At 48.0% G+C, this 20213-nt stretch carries 22 protein-coding genes; 6 read left to right on the top strand and 16 right to left on the bottom strand.

The annotated features are described in order from the left end of the window. Positions 1-12 precede the first annotated feature (12 nt). The 3 genes from mdtE to hdeD form a co-directional block, all read right to left on the bottom strand. On the bottom strand, positions 13-1122 hold the full coding sequence (mdtE, locus tag FEM44_RS08690; protein ID WP_339379002.1) for a multidrug transporter subunit MdtE: 1110 nt from the start codon (positions 1120-1122) through the stop codon (positions 13-15). Between the two features lie 411 nt (positions 1123-1533). Further along, the gene (gadE, locus tag FEM44_RS08680; RefSeq protein WP_064527778.1) at positions 1534-2061 is read right to left on the bottom strand and encodes an acid resistance transcriptional activator GadE; all 528 of its coding nucleotides are present in this window, start codon (positions 2059-2061) and stop codon (positions 1534-1536) included. A gap of 721 nt (positions 2062-2782) precedes the next feature. Then, the gene (gene hdeD / locus FEM44_RS08675) at positions 2783-3352 is read right to left on the bottom strand and encodes an acid-resistance protein HdeD (protein ID WP_130221293.1); all 570 of its coding nucleotides are present in this window, start codon (positions 3350-3352) and stop codon (positions 2783-2785) included. 254 nt (positions 3353-3606) lie between these two features. Between hdeD and hdeA the strand changes: the two genes are divergently transcribed. From hdeA to FEM44_RS08660, 3 genes are all read left to right on the top strand, one after another. Further along, positions 3607-3939 (top strand): acid-activated periplasmic chaperone HdeA, encoded by a 333-nt coding sequence (gene hdeA, locus FEM44_RS08670; RefSeq protein ID WP_130209189.1) that lies wholly within the window; start codon positions 3607-3609, stop codon positions 3937-3939. Positions 3940-4055: 116 nt separating this feature from the next. Beyond that, positions 4056-4382 carry an acid-activated periplasmic chaperone HdeB gene (hdeB, locus tag FEM44_RS08665; protein ID WP_130209187.1) on the top strand — a complete coding sequence of 109 codons (327 nt, stop codon included), beginning with the start codon at positions 4056-4058 and terminating at the stop codon, positions 4380-4382. Between the two features lie 63 nt (positions 4383-4445). Continuing rightward, positions 4446-5093 carry an MgtC/SapB family protein gene (locus tag FEM44_RS08660; RefSeq protein ID WP_135523866.1) on the top strand — a complete coding sequence of 216 codons (648 nt, stop codon included), beginning with the start codon at positions 4446-4448 and terminating at the stop codon, positions 5091-5093. A 51-nt stretch (positions 5094-5144) separates the two neighbouring features. On the opposite strand, the gene FEM44_RS08655 is transcribed toward FEM44_RS08660, so the two are convergent. From FEM44_RS08655 to shuT, 6 genes are read right to left on the bottom strand one after another with little or no spacing between them, the layout of a single operon-like run. After that, positions 5145-5915, bottom strand: coding sequence for a heme ABC transporter ATP-binding protein (locus tag FEM44_RS08655; RefSeq protein ID WP_135523867.1), 771 nt, complete (start codon positions 5913-5915; stop codon positions 5145-5147). Next, positions 5912-6904 (bottom strand): heme ABC transporter permease ShuU/ChuU, encoded by a 993-nt coding sequence (gene shuU, locus FEM44_RS08650; RefSeq protein WP_217496769.1) that lies wholly within the window; start codon positions 6902-6904, stop codon positions 5912-5914. Before shuU ends, FEM44_RS08655 begins: the two co-directional genes overlap by 4 nt. A gap of 50 nt (positions 6905-6954) precedes the next feature. Next, positions 6955-7578: an anaerobilin reductase gene (gene chuY, locus FEM44_RS08645; RefSeq protein WP_135523868.1), complete on the bottom strand. Its 624-nt coding sequence runs from the start codon at positions 7576-7578 to the stop codon at positions 6955-6957. Next, positions 7578-8072, bottom strand: a complete 495-nt coding sequence (hutX, locus tag FEM44_RS08640) for a heme utilization cystosolic carrier protein HutX (protein ID WP_021550030.1) — start codon at positions 8070-8072, stop codon at positions 7578-7580. The genes chuY and hutX overlap by 1 nt, the downstream gene beginning before the upstream one ends. Before the next feature lie 12 nt (positions 8073-8084). After that, positions 8085-9422: a heme anaerobic degradation radical SAM methyltransferase ChuW/HutW gene (gene hutW, locus FEM44_RS08635; protein ID WP_135523869.1), complete on the bottom strand. Its 1338-nt coding sequence runs from the start codon at positions 9420-9422 to the stop codon at positions 8085-8087. A 19-nt stretch (positions 9423-9441) separates the two neighbouring features. After that, positions 9442-10356, bottom strand: a complete 915-nt coding sequence (gene shuT, locus FEM44_RS08630) for a heme ABC transporter substrate-binding protein ShuT (protein ID WP_135523887.1) — start codon at positions 10354-10356, stop codon at positions 9442-9444. A gap of 672 nt (positions 10357-11028) precedes the next feature. Here shuT and chuA point away from each other — a divergent pair. Then, positions 11029-13011 (top strand): TonB-dependent heme/hemoglobin receptor ChuA/ShuA, encoded by a 1983-nt coding sequence (gene chuA / locus FEM44_RS08620; protein WP_135523870.1) that lies wholly within the window; start codon positions 11029-11031, stop codon positions 13009-13011. Positions 13012-13059: 48 nt separating this feature from the next. Then, positions 13060-14088 carry a hematinate-forming heme oxygenase ChuS gene (chuS, locus tag FEM44_RS08615; protein ID WP_135523871.1) on the top strand — a complete coding sequence of 343 codons (1029 nt, stop codon included), beginning with the start codon at positions 13060-13062 and terminating at the stop codon, positions 14086-14088. Between the two features lie 61 nt (positions 14089-14149). On the opposite strand, the gene FEM44_RS08610 is transcribed toward chuS, so the two are convergent. The 6 genes from FEM44_RS08610 to FEM44_RS25140 form a co-directional block, all read right to left on the bottom strand. Further along, positions 14150-14680 (bottom strand): helix-turn-helix domain-containing protein, encoded by a 531-nt coding sequence (locus FEM44_RS08610; RefSeq protein WP_130217826.1) that lies wholly within the window; start codon positions 14678-14680, stop codon positions 14150-14152. A 142-nt stretch (positions 14681-14822) separates the two neighbouring features. Continuing rightward, a complete protein-coding gene (gene slp / locus FEM44_RS08605) occupies positions 14823-15389 on the bottom strand; it encodes an outer membrane lipoprotein Slp (RefSeq protein ID WP_135487091.1) in 567 nt (188 codons plus the stop codon). 453 nt (positions 15390-15842) lie between these two features. Beyond that, entirely contained in the window at positions 15843-16268 is a 426-nt protein-coding gene (gene arsC, locus FEM44_RS08600; protein ID WP_130221302.1) for a glutaredoxin-dependent arsenate reductase, read from the bottom strand. Positions 16269-16280: 12 nt separating this feature from the next. Beyond that, positions 16281-17570, bottom strand: coding sequence for an arsenite/antimonite:H(+) antiporter ArsB (gene arsB / locus FEM44_RS08595; RefSeq protein ID WP_135523872.1), 1290 nt, complete (start codon positions 17568-17570; stop codon positions 16281-16283). Between the two features lie 54 nt (positions 17571-17624). After that, positions 17625-17978 (bottom strand): As(III)-sensing metalloregulatory transcriptional repressor ArsR, encoded by a 354-nt coding sequence (gene arsR / locus FEM44_RS08590; RefSeq protein WP_135523873.1) that lies wholly within the window; start codon positions 17976-17978, stop codon positions 17625-17627. Positions 17979-18517: 539 nt separating this feature from the next. Further along, the gene (locus FEM44_RS25140; protein WP_167850687.1) at positions 18518-18691 is read right to left on the bottom strand and encodes a hypothetical protein; all 174 of its coding nucleotides are present in this window, start codon (positions 18689-18691) and stop codon (positions 18518-18520) included. A 27-nt stretch (positions 18692-18718) separates the two neighbouring features. Here FEM44_RS25140 and dinQ point away from each other — a divergent pair, with 27 nt between their 5' ends. Next, the gene (gene dinQ / locus FEM44_RS08585; protein ID WP_135523889.1) at positions 18719-18802 is read left to right on the top strand and encodes a damage-inducible type I toxin DinQ; all 84 of its coding nucleotides are present in this window, start codon (positions 18719-18721) and stop codon (positions 18800-18802) included. 53 nt (positions 18803-18855) lie between these two features. On the opposite strand, the gene gorA is transcribed toward dinQ, so the two are convergent. Then, the gene (gene gorA, locus FEM44_RS08580) at positions 18856-20208 is read right to left on the bottom strand and encodes a glutathione-disulfide reductase (protein ID WP_135523874.1); all 1353 of its coding nucleotides are present in this window, start codon (positions 20206-20208) and stop codon (positions 18856-18858) included. Positions 20209-20213 lie beyond the last annotated feature (5 nt).

The following is a 20213-nucleotide window of genomic DNA, read 5'->3' as shown; positions in this document are numbered from 1 at the left end:
AAGCCTGCAACGTTATTGTTTCGATTCGGTGCTGGCGTTTTCCTGGCTGGAGGAAATTGCGCGTGCTTTGATACCTGGGCGAATGCGTTGCAAACCGGAAACGATCACCCGATCGCCAGCTTGCAAGCCAGAGGTAACAACCCATTGGTTGCCGATGGCTTTGGTCGCGTCAATTTCGCGTAACTGCACGACATCATCTTTATCAAGAATGAGCGCCGTTGCTTTACCCTGAGCGTTATGGGTAACGCCTTCCTGCGGCACCAGTAACACATTCTGGCGACTACCTTCATCCACTAATGCTGTGACGTACATGCCTGGCAGTAAGTCACCATTTGGATTGGGGAAAATCGCGCGCAACGTGACGGAACCCGTGGTTTCATCCACCGTCGGGTCAGAGAATTTTAGCGTACCGGTCTGGCTGTAACGTTTACCATTTTCCAGATTGAGCTGTACTGGTGTACTACCCTGAACCTGTTTGATTTGCCCACTGGCGACCTCTTCTTTCATGCGCAAAAAATCCTGCACTGACTGCGTGAGATCGACATAAATCGGGTCCAGACGCTGTACGGTAACCAGCGAATCTGCCTGATTAGCAGTAACGAGTGCGCCGACGGTCACTGATGATTTCCCGCTGACGCCCGTAATGGGCGAGGTGACATTCGCGTATTGCAGATTGATGGTCGCCTGCTCAACAGCCGCTTTGGCAACGGTGACATTGGCTTCCGCCTCATTCAGCTGGGTGCGCGCGGTGTCGTAATCCTGACGGCTGACGTAGTTGGTTTTCAGCAACGATGCCTGGCGATTAAAGGTAATGCGGGCATTGCTGGCGGTAGAGAGGGCTTTCGCCAGCGAACCTTTGGCTGAGTTCAGCTCTGCCTGCAAGGGCGCAGGGTCAATCTGATACAACGAATCGCCCTGGTTAACTTTATCGCCTTCGATAAAATTGCGTTTAATGATGATGCCACCCACCTGCGGGCGAATCTCAGCAACTTCATAAGGAACAGTTCTGCCGGGCAATTCGCTCAGGACATTGATTGAGCCTGGAGAGAGCGTCACCACGCCCACTTCTGGTGGCATGGAAGCAGCATTTTGCGCTGATTTGTCGTCGCATGCGGTGAGTATTACGCCGCAGAATAACAACGGTATTAACAGTTTTCTTTTTCTGTTCATTTTATTCCCTGAAAATTCGTGAAAAATTACGGATTTTTTGAATGTGTGCGGGGAGAGGCATGAGGGATTTACAGACCTGCTGCATAGTGCAAGCCATGGGGATGTATGCCTGTGATGGCGCATGCAGGCCGAGTGACCAATGTGGCGATTTAGATGGCAAAAAAAATGTTGCCGTTCTGCTGACAGTCTCTGCCTGCGTCCGGGCAACGAATGTTTCTACTGGTGGATACATAAACCAGGGGAATAAGTTCGTTTTTGCTTCTCCTTTGGTTATCACCGGGAGTAATGGAGTCAGCATTTGCATCCCTCGTCATGCCAGCCGTCAATTTCAGGCACTTATCGCTGGGCCACATCAACTCCTTCTTAAAAATAAGAAGAGATCCCCAGAGTCACGATGTCGCTCATACGTCTAAGTTTCAGCTTGTACATAATATTGAATTTCTGGATCTTTAATGTCTGCTGCGAAATTTTCAGTGTTGACGTGATATTACTTTCATTTTTGTTCTTCAGGATTAATTGCATAATTTTGAATTGATTATGCGAGAAACATAATTGAGAATTCTTATGAGGCAAGTGTTTTCCATAAGTAATATCAATCAGATTTTTAATGCTTTCTTTACGGCTGATAAAAAAGATAGGCGACTGACTTTTAAGTTTACTAATGTGATAAGGTGCCAGAACAATGATTCTTTCAGCATCTAACTTCTCAAGAAACTTAATCGCTTCTTCATCAAGGATATGATTATGATAGGTATCAATGATCACCTTGAATGGTTTGTTACCTATGCTTTTTATCTCTGACAGGGAATTGATTTTTATCATTTCGTGATTATCTTTCAACTGCAAAAAGCCCTGTAAAAGAAAAGAATCCTTCGTCATGAGAAAAATCATAACTTGCTCCTTAGCCGTTATTGTTTCGAACATGTCATCCTTTTCATTATTTACATCCATGTCCGAATTCGTTGTTCAATATAGTAAACGCCTATAAGAACGCTGCCCTTCGTGAACTAATACGTCTATTAACACTAATCAAAACTTGAGATTTATCCATCACGCACTCCATATATTGATCCTAGGTAACATTCCTGGTTGTTATAAATTTGTTAGTACTAACAGGAAATTAACAACTCCCATATTTTTACCAAGAATAAGTTATCAATTTAAAGTTTGTGATTTCTGAATGATAAAACTAAAATAAAAAAGTAATCCGATTTAAATATCGAGTCTCCTTGTTTCTACTTAAGCTGGCAATTGGATTGCCAGCTTTCTTTTTAATTTTTCAGGAAAATTAACATCAACTGCATTAATTACCTTCTTATTGAGCCAATGCCTGCAAAATCTTGATTTCATTTTCCCACTGCACTTTTAAACATTAAACCTGACTACAGAAAATATCAGCCATGATAATGTTTGAAATGGCTAATTTGTTGTGAAATTTATAAAACCATAAAGGTTTCAGCGAGTTGTTTAATGAGTCGCACGGTAATTATTTCAACGATGGTTTATGTTTTGCCCTGGTGGCTATATGAAGTGAGAGTGTTACATGCCTCATAGTCACTATGAGTGATTATGAGGCGGTGTGGGAAATACTGTGTCGACGGTCTGATATTGATTATTTTTTAACGAATAAACTCGCGAAGCTAAACAAGCTGGCAGCGCTGAATATTAATTCTATCCCCACCAGTGTAGAAACTAGTGTTACAGAAACCATTGGCGTTGCACCCAGGAATATCCATGCGATGATGATATCCAGGATACCAATGACTAGCTGTAGCCAGCTGCCTTTCATTGAACGCTGGCGATACCAGCTCATCAAGCGAATAACCCCAGCGACACAAAACAAGCCAGCGATAAACGCCGCAATAGCAAAAATTCCCAGTTCTGGTGCGCGGATGAAGAAATAGCCGATCAACAAATAGGCGACAGCGACAAGGAAGCCGGATAATACAGGCCAGAAATTATGACTCCGGTTGCTGAATAAACCAACAATAAGCGCAATACCTGAGCAGATTAATAATGCGCCAACGACCGTGCTAAGGATATCGCCAGAGACAAACGGGAAGCTTATACACAGCAAACCGACAATAAACAGTAGCACAGCAATAAACTGGATTGCTCTTCGATGCTTCTTAAGCATATCCAGGTCAAATTTCAAAATTGTTGCCTTATCTATATATAACATAGAACCACCCTATAAATTTAAGAAGAAAAACCCCTACTATCAATCTATGCCAAAAATGCATCCAGGAATGCATGTGATTTAATAAAAATTTCCTAATTAATGTGTCTAACACCCATGTAACTTGTTGTATTTAAATAAAAATATCTGATTTTGATATTTTATCTCAACATGACATACCCAAAAAACCAGGTTATAACCTCAATGTCGAAATTGATTCGTGACGGCTCTTTCACTTTATAGTTGAGGATATTACGATGAAAAAAGTATTAGGTGTAATTCTTGGTGGCCTGCTTCTTCTGCCAGTTGTGAGCAATGCCGCGGATGCACAAAAAGCAGCTGACAATAAAAAACCTGTCAACTCCTGGACCTGTGAAGATTTCCTGGCTGTGGACGAATCCTTCCAGCCGACTGCAGTCGGTTTTGCTGAAGCACTGAATAACAAAGATAAACCAGAAGATGCGGTTATGGATGTTCAGGGCATTGCAACCGTAACCCCAGCTATCGTTCAGGCTTGTACTCAGGATAAACAAGCCAGCTTTAAAGATAAAGTTAAAGGCGAATGGGACAAGATTAAGAAAGATATGTAATTCATGGAATGCGTTGCATCGTATTTCCTTGAATATTGAACAGGCAGGAATACCTCGCGTTAAAAGCAGATAATCCTCCTGTTCATATATACTTTATTTGTTGAATGGGTTGTAAAATGAATATTTCATCTCTACGTAAGGCCATGATTTTCGTTGGCGCTGTAGCGGCACTTTCACTGGTTAATGCACAATCTGCACTGGCTGCTAATGAATCTGCTAAAGATATGACTTGTCAGGAATTTATTGACCTGAATCCAAAAGCGATGACACCGGTTGCATGGTGGATGCTGCATGAGGAAACGGTTTACAAAGGTGGTGATACTGTAACCTTAAATGAAACTGATCTGACTCAGATTCCTAAAGTGATTGAATATTGTAAGAAAAATCCGCAGAAAAATTTGTATACCTTCAAAGATAAATTGGCAAATGTCCTGCCGAATTAACAGGAATAAAGCAAAAAGGAGTAGCAAGTTGAGCCATCTTGCTGCTCCTTTTTGCATTTTTATATGACTGCAGAATTTATTATTCGTCTAATCCTGGCTGCTATTGCCTGTGGTGCTATTGGCATGGAAAGGCAAATGCGCGGCAAAGGGGCAGGGCTTCGTACACATGTCTTAATCGGTATGGGTAGCGCCCTGTTTATGATTGTGTCGAAATATGGTTTCGCTGATGTGCTGGCGCTGGATCACGTCGGGCTTGATCCCAGCCGTATTGCCGCTCAGGTTGTCACTGGCGTCGGTTTTATAGGCGCGGGTAATATCCTCGTTCGTAATCAAAATATTGTCGGCCTCACCACCGCTGCGGATATCTGGGTAACAGCAGCAATCGGTATGGTGATTGGTAGCGGCATGTATGAGCTGGGGATTTACGGTTCTGTAATGACCTTGTTGGTACTGGAAGTCTTCCATCAATTAACTTTCCGGCTGATGAACAAGAATTACCATTTACAGCTGACGTTGGTGAACGGTAATACGCTGTCGATGCTCGACTGGTTTAAACAACAAAAAATAAAAACTGATTTAGTTTCGTTGCAAGAAAATGAAGATCATGAGGTGGTTTCCATTGATATTCAGCTTCATGCCACGACGTCGATAGAAGACCTGTTGCGATTATTAAAAGGCATGGCAGGGGTGAAAGGCGTTTCAATTAGCTAATCTGTATCGCTATTTATTCGGCAGGAGTACCAGAGCGGTACTCCTGTTGGTTTAATGATCGAGGACGATCAGTGGTGAGTGGTTGGCAGGATCTTTTAGTACGGTAATATCCGCGCCATAGAGCAAAGTCAGCGCCTGCTGTGTCAATACGTCCTGCGGTTTGCCATTTGCGACAACCTTTCCTTTTTGCATCAAAACAACACGGTCAGCATAACGGGCTGCAAGATTAAGATCGTGCAATACGCAGCAGACGTTAAATTGCCGTTCGCGAACTAACTGGCGTAATAAACGAAAAAGATGTTGTTGATGGTGAATATCCAGCGCCGACGTTGGTTCATCAAGAAATAGCCATTTCGGTGAAGGGACCGGTTCCCAGAGTTGCACCAGCAGGCGCGCTAATTGCACACGCTGTTGTTCACCGCCGGATAAATGCCGATAGTCGCGGTTTGCTAACGCCTGACAGTCGCATAGCGCCATTATCTGTGCCGTTTCATCCCCCTGATTACCGCTACGATGCGGATGGCGCCCCATCTGGATCACTTCTTGTACGCTGAATGGAAACGCCATATGGCTATTCTGACGCATCACGGCCCGGTGTTTCGCCAGTTCGGTAATTGACCATTCATTTAATGGCTTATTAAATAACCGGCATTCACCGCTATCAGGTTGAAGATAGCCGGTGAGCTGGCGAAGCAACGTGGATTTTCCCGCACCATTAGGGCCGAGAATGGCAACAATTTCCCCGCCGGGAAAAGTCAGCGAGACATTGTCAGTCAGGCGTCGCCCATGAAGGCTATAAACCAGGTTCCGGGCGCTAATCATGCGATCCTCCCTTTGCGCAGAATCAACCACATGAAATACGGACCGCCAAGCAGGCTGGTTAGTAATCCTACAGGCATTTCTGCTGGCTGTACCAGTATGCGGGCAAGCGTGTCTGCCATCAGTAATAAGCAGGCTCCGGCAAGGGCAGAGCAAGGAATTAGCCAGCGATGATTTGCTCCGGTTGTCATGCGAATCAGATGGGGGATCACCAGGCCAATAAAGCCGATAATGCCGCTTACCGATACGGCAGCGCCAACGAGCAGTGAGCTAATCAACAGTAATTGTTGGCGTTTACGCTTTACGTTCACGCCGAGGTAATGGGCTTCTTCATCACCAAGTTGCAGCAAATTCAGCGTTCCGGCGAGGCACGTTGTTGCCATAATGGCGGGCAGAATGAAGGAACCGGCAACCAATAACGTTGGCCATTGCGCCTGACCGAGATTGCCCATCATCCACAACGTGAGTTGTCGTAGCTGTTGCTCATCGCCGATATAGCTCAGTATGCCGATCGCTGCGCCGCACAGGGCATTGATGGCAATACCGGCGAGTAACAATTGCATCATGCTGCCATCGCGATGGCGCTGCGTGATGAGAAAAATGATGGTGCAGACCACTAAACTTCCGGCGATGGCAAACACCATTTGTTCATAAAGCACCAGCACCACGGGGAACGAAAAGGGCAGTACAATAGCAACGCCGACCATTAATGCCGAACCGCTACTGACGCCGAGCAATCCAGGGTCAGCCATGGGGTTGCGGAAAAGCCCCTGCATAATCACCCCGGCGGTTGCCAACGCGGCGCCTACCAGCACGGCCAGTAAAACGCGTGGCAGACGAATATTGAGCCAGATATCGCGGTATTCCTCATCAAGAAGGGCGCTAAAGCTGATTTTTAACGCGCCCTGACTGGCACCGAACAGCACCAGGGCAAGCAATAATAGTGATAGCCCCATAAAGACACTGGCGGATGAAAATGAATCCTTGAGCACGCAAAACTCCGTTATGACGTTGCGGCGCGGAGAGTCTGCGCCGCATGGGATTACGCTGGTTTCAGGTCAGATTCAATCAGACTGTAGATCTGCTTGTTGAGTGCTGGCGCGTTTGCCAGTTCATGAATGTGTGCGGCGACATCGGCACGGCGGACAAAACCATGACACTCCTGATTTTGTATCCGTTGTGCTTTGCCTGTTGCTGCGCCGTCAAGCAGACCGCCAGGGCGGAGAATGGCGTAGTCTAGCTGGCTGGTTTGCAGCCAGCTTTCCGCCAGTGTCTTTTCGCGCACCGCCTGACCAAACGCGGCTTTTGCCCGATCCGATAAGAACGGCCAACTATCGCCGCATCCCAAAGAAGTCACCAGAATCATGCGACTGATGCCTGCCTTTTCGGCCTCATCAATCACCGTTCTGTGGGCCAGATAATCCTGTGCGCCGCCCATTGTTGAGATGATAAGTGCTTGCGGACCAGCCGCGCGGCAGGCGGCTGCGACTACGCTGGCGTCACAAGCGTCGCCAGTAAAAACCTGCACACCTTGTTGCACCAGTTGAGCCGCAGAGTCTGCGCGGCGAACGACAGCGACGACCGGACGTTGTTCCGCCAGCGCCAGTTCAAGCGTTCTGGCGCCCACACCTTTTCCGCCCGCGCCAAAGAGTAGCCACGGTGTCATCAGGCGTGTTCCTTTAACGATGCTGCCAGAGCATGGAAGGCGTTGACCTGTTCACTCAGGAGCTGACGATGGTCATCCCTGCCGAGGAAGATTTTCAGCATGGCGCTGCCTTCTTTGTTGAAAAAGAGAATGGATGCGGTGTCCATGCCCATAAATTTACGTTCGATTAAGGCAATATGCGTGCAGTTTTCTGCTTTGATATGCCCGGACATGCCGTGCTTTCCACGCAGATTGAAATAGCCGTGGCGGTGGAAACCCGAAGGCAGTTCGCCGCTAAATTCGAGGATCACATCGGCAGTATGCACCAGCGTGGTGACGTTGCCCCATTCGCAGACGGTATCCCAGACAGTATCGAATTTATCGCCTGACACAACTGTCGGAGAGGGCAGATTTTTCACTACCTCCAGCAGCGTGGTGTTGTATTGTTCGGCGATCGCCTCCAGCGTACCGTCTGGCTCCGTTTTCAAAAATTCCTGTAACGAGACATGGCTCATAAATCACTCCTGTTATGGTTTTTCAAGCGCAATCGCTGGCGCATTAAGTACCTGAATCAGTTCATTAAGAGACTGCAAAATGTTGCTTGCCCAGAAACGACCTTCATTGGTCAATCGCAAGCACGTTGAAGCATCGCGGCTTAAGCCTTTTTGGTGCCACTGGGCCAGTAATGGTGCGAGTTTTTCGGCATGTGGCGTAAGTTCGTCCAGCGGTACACGCGCCGTTTCAATGCCCGACTGCAAGGTATGACGCCATTGCGCGTTACGTTCGGCGTTACGCATGATCATCATCAGCGGTTTTTTGCCTGCCGCGACGGATTCATGCCAGGTCTGCAGATTGCGTTCATTCATCCAGGAGTAACCATTAATCGAACCGCCGGCGCCGGAACCAAAGGCCAGACAATCGGCACCTTGTTTTATCAGCAGGTTATAGAGATTGCGTTCGCGTGTGGTACGGCCCCAGTGGCTGTTACTGATACAGCGCCAACCGGCATCGTCCATAAAATCACACCCTTGCAGGTAAAGATCGCGACGCTCCGCCGGAGAGGGCACGGTAGTGCGCCCATTTTCCACGGCTTTGCCCAGTGGCGTGTTGGGCAGGACGTTGAGCGCATAGAGGTCGACGCCGTCAAGACCGATATCGCGGGCAATAGCCAGATCTTCTCCCCAGGTTTGCGCATCCTGGCCTGGCAGGCCAAACAGCAAATCGCACACCACCGCAGCACGGTCGCGTTTGACCAGGCTTTCCATAAACGCAATGGCGGTTGGGCCATCCGAAGTGCGAGCCATTTTCTTGCGGATTTTGCTGTTAAACGACTGAATACCAATTGAGAAGCGGTTTGCTCCCGCATCAAGGCAAGCGTCGATTCGCTCAGCGTCAAAATTCAGTACCCGGCCTTCAATGGTGATTTCACAATCGGGTGCCAGTGGTAATTTCTCTCGTAGTGTGGTGATGATTCTTGCCAAATCGCGCGCGGAGAGTGCGGAAGGCGTACCGCCACCGAAATAGACCGCATGGATGGGCGCGGACTGATGCAATACGCTGTCTGCCTCCTGTTCGATTTCTCGAATCAGGGCATCGGTATAATGAACACACGCATCTTCATTAAAACGATTCTGATAAAAACCACAAAACGTGCAGTGTGTCGCGCAAAAAGGAATATGAAGATAAACCAGTCGCTTACGAGGTGAGGTTGTTTGACTGATCATCGCTTGCCAGGTCTGTGCCAGTTGTTCTTTGGCGACCGGAATGGCCCCACGAAACGGCATCATGGCACGCCTGTCTTTAAATGGCTGGTCACCGTCTAAAGCAAAATGAGGCGTGAGATCCAGGGTGTTTTTCATGTTCATACGTCTGATTTAAATCCGTTTATTGCGGCCAAAGTTGCTGGTGTAAAGACTCAACGACATCAGCAATACGCGGGCCCATTCCCAGAATCAGGTTTTGATCAACGGTGATAATGCGCTGGTTCTTCCAGGCGGCGGTGTGGGTAATTCCGGCAATAGAACGTAGCCGATTAATATCCCCATCGACCATTTGTGAGGTTACGACAATCACTTCAGGGTTAGCCGCAATCAGCGATTCCGCGCTGTAGCTTTTGTACTGCTGGTGGGTAGCGACGTTTTCTGCTCCGGCAAGCGACAGAATGGCATCCGCGACGCTGCCTTTCCCGGCAACCTGTGGCGCGCTGCCGCCAGCAGAGAGAATAAACATCGCTTTAACCGGGGCTTTTTTGGCCGCCACGCTTTGCTGTACTTGCTCCAGGCGTTGGCTGATTTGTGTCACCAGCGCCTCGCCTTGTTCAGGAACCTGTAGCGTTTTTGCCAGTTGGCGAATGTTGGCGTACATCTGCTCAAGGGTGGCTGGTACACGCGGCAGAGTGACGACGTTGACCTTTTGCGCCCGCAGCTGGTCGAGCACAATTTGCGGTCCTGCATCCTGCCAGGTAATTACGCTATCCGGGCGAAGTGACAAAATGCCTTCGCTGCTGAGTTGTTTCCAGTAACCAATATGCGGCAGTTTGGCGGTTTCTGGTGGATAAGATGTCGTTTCATCGACACCCACCACGCGCTCGCCAGCGCCCATCGCGTAGATTAGCTCCGTCAGTGATCCTCCTGCGACCACAATGCGTTCGGCAGCCGTTGCGCTAAAAGCCCAGCTAAGAGCCAGTACTGCCGTAAACAATTTTTTTCGTTTTACCGCAGTCTTCGCGGCAGAGGCCACGGCTGAAATACATAACGTTAGTGGGGAAAAAAGATACGGCCTGTTGGTGATCCTTGGCATCATATGAGAACTCTTATCGAATTGAGAATGATCATGATTATCATTTGAGTTATATATGAAACACAACCGTCGATTCAATACGCAAGGCGTTACAAGCGTATTTATTTTTGATTTTTATCAAGATGCTTCGTCAGCTAACGTTCTTGTTACCGACAAAATTTCAGGGCGGGAAAAAGCTGAGATCTCAGAGATATCGCGGCTTGCATAGCAAAGAGAAGAGAAAATTATCGCGGTTAACGACAACGTTTCGTTATGAGATCGTGGGGGACTGCCACAAGAAAAAAATGGTTTTCTGGATACAGGATAGCTTTCATAACCCTCTGTTTATTGTGTTAATGGCGGTTAAAAAAAAGCTTGATCATAAAAAATTGATCGATAATAATTCTCATTATCACGTCTGGCTTTAACAAAATATGACTATATGGATAACAAAATCATAGCTTTTGCAAGGGATAGCGCACAGCTCTCTTCACTCCAGATGCGGCATATCGCTTTGCCTGACAAAGAGGGCGAATTGTCCGGGATACCAGGCAATTTCACCGGATATAAACGCCCGTTAACTCACCCGGCGAATATTATCGCTTTGAATTGTAAATAAATTTATTTTTCGCCAGCCATCCAGGTATTAATCCAGGTAGCCAGCATTTTTTATTTTCCTCATGGAGAATCGCTATGTCACGTCCGCAATTTACCTCGTTGCGCTTGAGTTTGTTGGCTTTGGCTGTTTCTGCCACCTTGCCAACGTTTGCTTTTGCTACTGAAACCATGACCGTTACGGCAACGGGGAATGCCCGTAGTTCCTTCGAAGCACCAATGATGGTCAGCGTCCTCGACACTTCCGCTCCTGAAAACCAAACGGCGACTTCAGCCACCGATCTGCTGCGTCATGTTCCTGGAATTACCCTTGATGGTACCGGACGAACCAACGGTCAGGATGTGAATATGCGTGGTTATGACCATCGCGGCGTGCTGGTTCTTGTCGATGGCGTTCGTCAGGGAACGGATACCGGACACCTGAATGGGACTTTCCTCGATCCGGCGCTGATCAAACGTGTCGAGATTGTCCGTGGACCTTCGGCATTACTGTATGGCAGTGGCGCGCTGGGTGGTGTTATCTCCTACGATACGGTCGATGCAAAAGATTTATTGCAGGAAGGACAAAGCAGCGGTTTTCGCGTTTTTGGCACCGGTGGCACGGGGGACCATAGCCTGGGATTAGGCGCGAGCGCGTTTGGGCGAACGGAAAATCTGGATGGTATTGTGGCCTGGTCCAGTCGCGATCGTGGTGATTTACGCCAGAGCAATGGCGAAACCGCGCCGAATGATGAGGCTATTAATAACATGCTGGCGAAAGGAACCTGGCAAATTGATTCTGCCCAGGCTCTGAGCGGATTAGTGCGTTATTACAATAACGACGCGCGTGAACCAAAAAATCCGCAGACCGTTGAAGCGTCTGACAGCAGTAATCCGATGGTTGATCGTTCAACGATTCAACGTGATGCTCAGCTTTCTTATAAACTCTCTCCAGTGGGCAACGACTGGTTAAATGCTGATGCAAAAGTTTACTGGTCGGAAGTTCGTATTAATGCGCAAAACACGGGAAGTTCCGGTGAGTACCGCGAACAGACAACAAAAGGTGCCAAACTGGAGAACCGTTCCACTCTGTTTGCCGAGAGTTTTGCCTCTCACCTGCTGACGTATGGCGGTGAGTATTATCGTCAGGAACAGCATCCGGGCGGCGCGACGACGGGCTTCCCGCAAGCAAAAATTGATTTCAGTTCCGGCTGGCTACAGGATGAGATCACCTTACGCGATCTGCCGATTACCCTGCTTGGCGGAACCCGCTATGACAGCTATCGCGGTAGCAGCGACGGCTACAAAGATGTTGAAGCCGACAAATGGTCGTCTCGTGCAGGGATGACTATCAATCCGACCAACTGGCTGATGTTATTTGGTTCATATGCCCAGGCATTCCGCGCGCCGACGATGGGCGAAATGTACAACGATTCAAAGCACTTCTCGATTGGTCGCTTCTATACCAACTATTGGGTGCCAAACCCGAATTTACGTCCGGAAACCAACGAAACTCAGGAGTACGGCTTTGGGCTGCGTTTTGATGACCTGATGTTGTCCAATGATGCCCTGGAATTTAAAGCCAGCTACTTTGATACCAAAGCGAAGGATTACATCTCCACAACCGTCGATTTCGCGGCGGCGACAACCATGTCTTATAACGTCCCGAACGCCAAAATCTGGGGCTGGGATGTGATGACGAAATATACCACTGATCTGTTTAGCCTTGATGTGGCCTATAACCGTACCCGCGGCAAAGACACCGATACCGGGGAATATATCTCCAGCATTAACCCGGATACCGTTACCAGTACCCTGAATATTCCGATCGCTCACAGTGGCTTCTCTGTTGGTTGGGTCGGTACGTTTGCCGATCGCTCAACACATATCAGCAGCAGTTACAGCAAACAACCTGGCTACGGCGTGAATGATTTCTACGTCAGTTATCAAGGGCAGCAGGCGCTCAAAGGCATGACCACGACTCTGGTATTGGGCAACGCCTTCGATAAAGAGTACTGGTCGCCGCAGGGCATCCCACAGGATGGACGTAACGGCAAAATTTTCGTGAGTTATCAATGGTAATCATCAGCCCCGATATTTCGGGGCATTTATCTGGAAGGAAGAGAGACAATGAACCACTACACACGCTGGCTTGAGTTAAAAGAACAAAATCCCGGAAAGTACGCGCGTGACATCGCAGGTTTAATGAATATCAGCGAAGCAGAACTGGCATTTGCGCGCGTCACGCACGACGCGTGGCGGATGCGCGGCGATATTCGTGAAATTCTGGCGGCGCTGGAAAGCGTTGGTGAAACCAAATGTATTTGTCGTAATGAATATGCAGTCCATGAGCAAGTTGGCTCGTTCACAAACCAGCATTTGAACGGTCATGCCGGATTAATACTCAACCCGCGCGCGCTGGATTTGCGACTGTTTCTTAATCAGTGGGCCAGTGTTTTCCATATAAAAGAAAACACGGCTCGCGGTGAACGTCAGAGTATTCAGTTCTTTGATCATCAGGGCGATGCATTACTGAAAGTTTATCCTACCGACAATACCGATATGGCGGCATGGAATGAGCTTCTGGCACGCTTTATCGTCGAGGAAAATACGCCGCTTGAGTTAACAACGATTGATGCGCCTACCGCACAAACCGATGTCGATGCCAGTGTTGTAGAACAAGAGTGGCGTGCGATGACGGATGTCCATCAGTTTTTTACGTTGCTCAAGCGCCACAACCTGACTCGTCAGCAGGCGTTCAATCTGGTGGCAGACGATTTGGCCTGCAAAGTATCTGGTAGTGCGCTGGCGCAGATTCTGGAATCTGCACAGCAGGATGGCAATGAAATCATGGTGTTTGTTGGCAACCGTGGCTGCGTACAGATTTTCACGGGTATGGTAGAAAAAGTGGTGCCAATGAAAGGTTGGCTGAATATTTTCAACCCGACGTTTACTCTTCATCTATTAGAAGAGAGCATTGCTGAAGCCTGGGTTACCCGTAAACCGACCAGCAATGGCTACGTAACCAGCCTGGAACTGTTTGCTCATGATGGTACGCAGATTGCGCAACTTTATGGTCAGCGTACTGAAGGGGAACAGGAGCAGGCGCAATGGCGTAAACAGATTGCGGCGCTGACGCAGGAAGGCGTTGCTGCATAACGAGTCATTGTCCGGAGGTCTGGCTGTCGCCGGGCCTCTTTATAAATATCAGCTGGAGATTTCAGACCAGATAATCAATATGTTGATGACGTACCAGTTCGTTGATCCGCTTAAGATTGAGGATCATCATAATATTGTGTTTATGGCAGTAGAATGTTTTCAGCGATATTTTGAGTTTCCCCAGAATATCTTCTGTCGTCATTTGATTCGCAATGCAGCTCAGAACCTGATGCTGTTTGCGCGAGAGTGACACGTCCGCTTCTGGTACAGAGCAATAACTGCCATTGAGCAGCGCGACGAAGTCAATAATCGTAATGTTTCTCTGGACAAAGGTTACCGGAACTTTCCCCAGACAGCGCTTAATATTAAACGGCGAGAAAACAATGACATGAACAGGCCGCAGGCGTTCAATTTTGTTGAGCATTGATGAGTGGAATACATTATTCATTAATGTATCAATAATCACTAAGGCATTCTGATGCAACGTTAAGTCAATCTCTTTTTCGTTCTGTATATGAACGACATTACCTTTACTTATAATATTTTTCATCGCGGTGAAAAACATGGTGTCTTTGGTAATTATAAGAAACATAACCGACTCCCGTTGCGAACATTAACTTTATAATCAGGTCGCCAAAGGTAATAAAAAGGTCAGGGCTTGTAATTATAGTTATATAGAAATGATTTTATTGAAGATGCAGATATTTGAAAAATATCTGCATCTTTAAACCAAATTATTTCACCAGTTCTGGCGTTACCTGGCTAACTGCATTGGTGTAGTACGGTGCGCCCCAGCCGGGTTCAGGCCAGAATGCGCCGTAGCCGTAATCCCACAAGTTGTAGGTGGTATTGACCACTTCTCTCAAATGCCATACCTGAATCCCCTGCACATTTACGTCAACGAAGTTATATGGGACTTTATTGATAAATCCAGGTTGTTCGCCCTGAATGGTGCCGAGAACGGTGACAAAGTGGTTACGGTAGTTCACTGGGTCAAGGAAGCCGCTTTGTCTGGCGAGCAGTCGCCCTTGATAGTTGGCCTCAATGTCAGGTTTTGCATAGCTATCCAACGGCAATACGGCGATTTCTAGCAACGTATCTGTTTTACCGTTGATAACGTTGATAACCTTCCCGCCGAAGCGTGCCTGTTGGCCAACATACAAATTCGGTTGGTTATGAACAGCAACAAAACTTTTTTGAATATCAGGTTGGTTATTGCCTTTGATATTTTGCGGAATCGAACTACATGCGGCAAGAAAAAATGAAAGGCTGAAGATGAGTGCACCTTTTGTCTTGTTCATGTTACTATCCTTATCAACAAATGTTAAAACCATAATAGATATTTCTTTATAGTTTTCATCTGATTTTCAGGTGATATGCCTGATAGTAACGTAAACCTGTCTGATATTTATATCCTTGCAGATGAGTTCCGGAAAGCATTGATGTGTGATGTTATTATGTGTCTCCTTATAATATGGGATATTATAAGGAGGATCTTATTTCTAATGGCACATGGCGTAAAAGTTGTTATTGATGTGATGATAATGGTTTATAAATGTTAGATATGCAAGCCATTCGTAATTTTAACTTTGGGGATCTTCAATTTTAAAACGCTTATTATATGACTCATTTTATCTGTTCATTAAAAAACATTGTTTATCCGTCCTGCGTGGATATCAATAATTTACTGAAATTGCACGATCGAAATTATGTATTTTTTGTCAATAATGAGAGGGCGTAGCCGCCCCCTTTGTTTATTTTAATCGCTTACCCGCCTCATCAACCACTTTCTCGCCATCTTCCTTGGTGAACGCGCCTTGTTGCGCATCTGGCAGAATTTCCAGCACGACTTCTGAAGGGCGACACAGGCGAGTTCCCAGCGGCGTCACCACAATCGGGCGGTTAATCAGGATGGGATATTGCAGCATAAAATCAATTAACCGATCGTCAGTAAATTTATCTTCTGCAAGGCCCAGTTCCTCATACGGTTCGACGTTTTTACGCAGCAGCGCGCGTACGGAAATCCCCATATCGGCAATGAGTTTGACCAGTTCATCGCGCGTCGGCGGTGTTTCCAGATAATAGATAATGGTCGGTTCTGTGCCGCTGTTGCGGATCATCTCCAGCGTATTACGCGACGTGCCGCAGGCCGGGTTGTGATAAATGGTAATGTTGCTCATATCAGTATCTCATTACGATGTGAAAGAGAGGCGTAGCGCCAGCGCGGTCAGCGTCACAAACAGCACAGGCAGGGTCATGATAATCCCTGTACGGAAGTAATATCCCCAACTGATTGTCATATTCTTCTGCGAAAGTACGTGCAGCCAGAGCAGCGTTGCCAGACTACCAATTGGGGTAATTTTCGGTCCCAAATCGCAGCCAATCACGTTGGCATAAACCATCGCTTCTTTGATAACGCCAGATGCCGTGCTGCCATCAATGGACAACGCGCCAACCAGCACCGTCGGCATATTGTTCATAATAGAAGAGAGGAAGGCGGTGAGGAATCCGGTGCCGAGCGTCGCGGCCCACAGGCCGTTATCTGCCAGCACGTTGAGTACGCCAGAAAGATATTCCGTTAGTCCTGCATTGCGCAGGCCATAAACCACCAGATACATGCCGAGCGAGAAGATGACAATCTGCCAGGGCGCACCGCGCAGCACCTTACCCGTATTAATCGCGTGACCGCGTTTAGCGACCGCAAACAAAATCAGCGCACCCACAGCTGCAATGGCACTAACCGGAATACCGAGCGGTTCCAGGACGAAAAATCCCACTAGCAGAAACAGTAAAACAACCCAGCCAGTTTTGAACGTCGCAGGATCTTTAATCGCTTCGGTGGGAGATTTCAGCAGCGCCATATCGTAGTTCTGCGGAATATCTTTGCGGAAATAGAGATGCAGCATCACCAGCGTGGCAACAATTGCGGCGATATCCACCGGCACCATCACCGATGCGTATTCGCGAAAGCCGAGGCCAAAGAAATCTGCCGAAACGATATTCACCAGGTTGGAGACAATAAGCGGCAAGCTGGCGGTATCGGCAATGAACCCGGCCGCCATAACGAACGCCAGCGTAGTGCCTTTACTGAAACCTAAAGCCAGCAGCATGGCGATGACAATCGGCGTCAAAATAAGCGCCGCGCCATCATTAGCAAACAGGGCCGCAACGGCAGCGCCGAGCAGGACAATCCAGGTAAACAGCAAGCGACCGCGTCCATTGCCCCAGCGTGAGACGTGCAGCGCCGCCCATTCAAAAAAGCCTGACTCATCCAGCAGCAGACTGATGATAATAACGGCAATAAATGCAGCCGTCGCGTTCCAGACGATATTCCACACCACCGGAATATCGCCCGGATGTACCACACCCGTTATTAACGCCAGTACCGCGCCGAGCGTTGCACTCCAGCCGATGCCTAAACCTTTCGGTTGCCAGATAACCAATACGATGGTCAGGACAAATATAGCGCCTGCCAGTAACATAATGCCTCCCGGATAAAACACATATGTAAATCCATATGTGTTTAGCTAAATTTTTTAACTGCAAATGTTCTTACTGTCTGCGGAACAATTTTGTCGAGCCAGGTTACGGATAACAGTCTGAACATTTTCCTGTTCACATCGCCAGGTCTGCTCAATAATTTTCGCAGCCCAGGAAGGAATATGCGGCGATAAACGGTAATGAACCCACTTACCTTGCTTGCGATCCAGCAATAACCCGCTTTCACGCAGCAATGCCAGGTGGCGTGAGATCTTGGGCTGTGACTGATTCAGGGCAGTACAGAGATCACACACGCATAATTCACCCATCTCACTGAGCAGTAAAACGATGCCCAGGCGGGTTTCATCGGCAAGAATTTTGAACAGTTGGATGGGTAACAGAAATGACATATTGCGCTCCTGATTGTTGCAGGTAGTGTCTCTCTTCAAAACGGATAAGTCAAAAACATATATGGTTTATCGAATATGTAAGTGCAGAGAAAGGTATGGGTATGAATTAAGAGTTGGGTATTCATTTGAAAGGAGATCTGAATCAGGACGTAAAAAAACCGACTTTGCGTCGGTTTTTTACTCTTCAGCCTGAGTTGGTGGCTCTGGCCGGAGTGAGAGAGCTCTTATCTAACAGTTTAATACTATTAGCCAGTGGCTGACATTGCAAGCGTTAGCGATTTCTTTAGCTGGCGAAGGGACAGTTTGCTATACATGGTGGTGAAAGACGATTTATATACTTTCATCGGGTCGCCGCCGTACTAAGCCTTGTCCGAATCAGGACGTAAAAAAACCGACTTGTCGTCGGTTTTTTACTTTCCAGCCCAGAGTTGGTGGCTCTGGCTGGAGCGAGATAGTCATCATCTAACGCATCAATGCTAATACCATACTGAAACTATTGCAAGGACGTGCTGGTTTTATAACCTGCATGTACTGTATGATTATCCAGTTAGCTCTGAGACATTTTCACTCTGGCAATGCGCATAAACGCTTTCAAAGTCCTGGTCAGAAGTACGGGTGGTGCCGTTAACTGATGCTCTGGCCGGAGTGAGATAGTTGTCATCTAACAATGGGACATGCACCGTGACAGGCAATGGATGAGTAAGCGGATGCATTCTCACTCCATCGCATGGAGAAAACGGGTGATTGATAAAGCAATCGTCGTTCTTGGGGCGTTAATTGCGCTGCTGGAACTGATCCGCTTTCTGCTTCAGCTTCTGAACTGATAGCGGAAACGTAGCTAAGGGCTAAGAGCACACTACTCTTAGCCCTTTAACATTTAACGCATGGTCACGAACTCTTCTGCTGCCGTTGGGTGAATGGCGACAGTGTTGTCAAAGTCTTTCTTGGTTGCGCCCATCTTCAGCGCCACCGCGAAGCCCTGCAACATTTCGTCCATGCCAAAACCAATGCCGTGAATACCGACAATCTTCTCTTCTGGCCCAACGCATACCAGCTTCATGCGGCACGGCTGGCGGTGAGTGGTGACTGCGGTATACATCGCGGTGAAAGAGGATTTATACACTTTCACCTGGTCGTCGCCGTACTGCTCGCGCGCCTGTGGTTCCGTTAAACCGACAGTACCAATCGGCGGATGGCTGAAGACCACGGTCGGAATGTTGCTGTAATCCAGATGCTCGTCCGGCTTGTTGTTAAACAGGCGTTCAGAGAGACGGCGACCTGCCGCCACCGCGACCGGTGTCAGTTCCACTGCACCCGTGTTATCGCCTACCGCGTAAATACCTTCAACGTTGGTGTTTTGATATTTGTCGACGACGATATAGCCTTTTTCGTTGGTTTTAACGCCAGCGGCTTCGAGGTTGATGTTGTCATTGGCAGGCTCGCGACCAATCGCCCAAATCAGGCAATCCACCGTTTCACTGCGACCATCTTCCAGCTCCAGCGTCAGGCTGCCGTCGGCATTTTTTACCACCGCTTTCGGGATGGCATTGGTATGCAACTGTGGGCCTTCAGCGTTCATCACTTCGACCAGCGTTTCAGTGATCATCGGGTCGAAGCTGCGCAGCGGCGCATGTTTACGCACAAACAGATGCGTTTTCGCGCCCAGGCCGTTAATCACGCCAGCCAGTTCAACGGCGATGTAACCCGCACCAACAACCGCCACGCGCTCTGGCAAAGCAGGAAGGGCAAAGAAACCATCGGAATCAATGCCGTATTCCACGCCCGGAATATCCGGGTGGCTTGGACGACCACCGGTGGCGATCAGAATATGATCGGCCGTAATGGTTTCACCGTTAACTTCCAGCGTTTTGGCATCAACGAAGCGAGCAAAGCCCTTGATTACATCGACGTTATTTTTACCGAGTACGTTTTCATAGGAAGTATGAATACGGTCGATATAGGCAGAACGGCTGGCGATCAACGTTTCCCAGTTGAATTTATTGATGGTGGTATCAAAGCCATAATCCGGGCCGTACATGTGGATCGCTTCACGAATTTGCGCCGCGTGCCACATCACTTTTTTCGGCACGCAGCCAACATTCACGCAAGTGCCGCCCAGTTCTTTGGCTTCAATCAGCGCACATTTCTGGCCGTACATAGCCGCGCGGTTGATGGAGGCGATACCGCCGCTGCCGCCGCCGATGGCGATGTAATCATAGTGTTTAGTCATGACAG

The organism is Escherichia sp. E4742 (assembly GCF_005843885.1).
In the GTDB taxonomy this organism is placed as follows: Bacteria; Pseudomonadota; Gammaproteobacteria; order Enterobacterales; family Enterobacteriaceae; genus Escherichia.
This window is presented reverse-complemented; position numbering and strand designations above follow the sequence as displayed.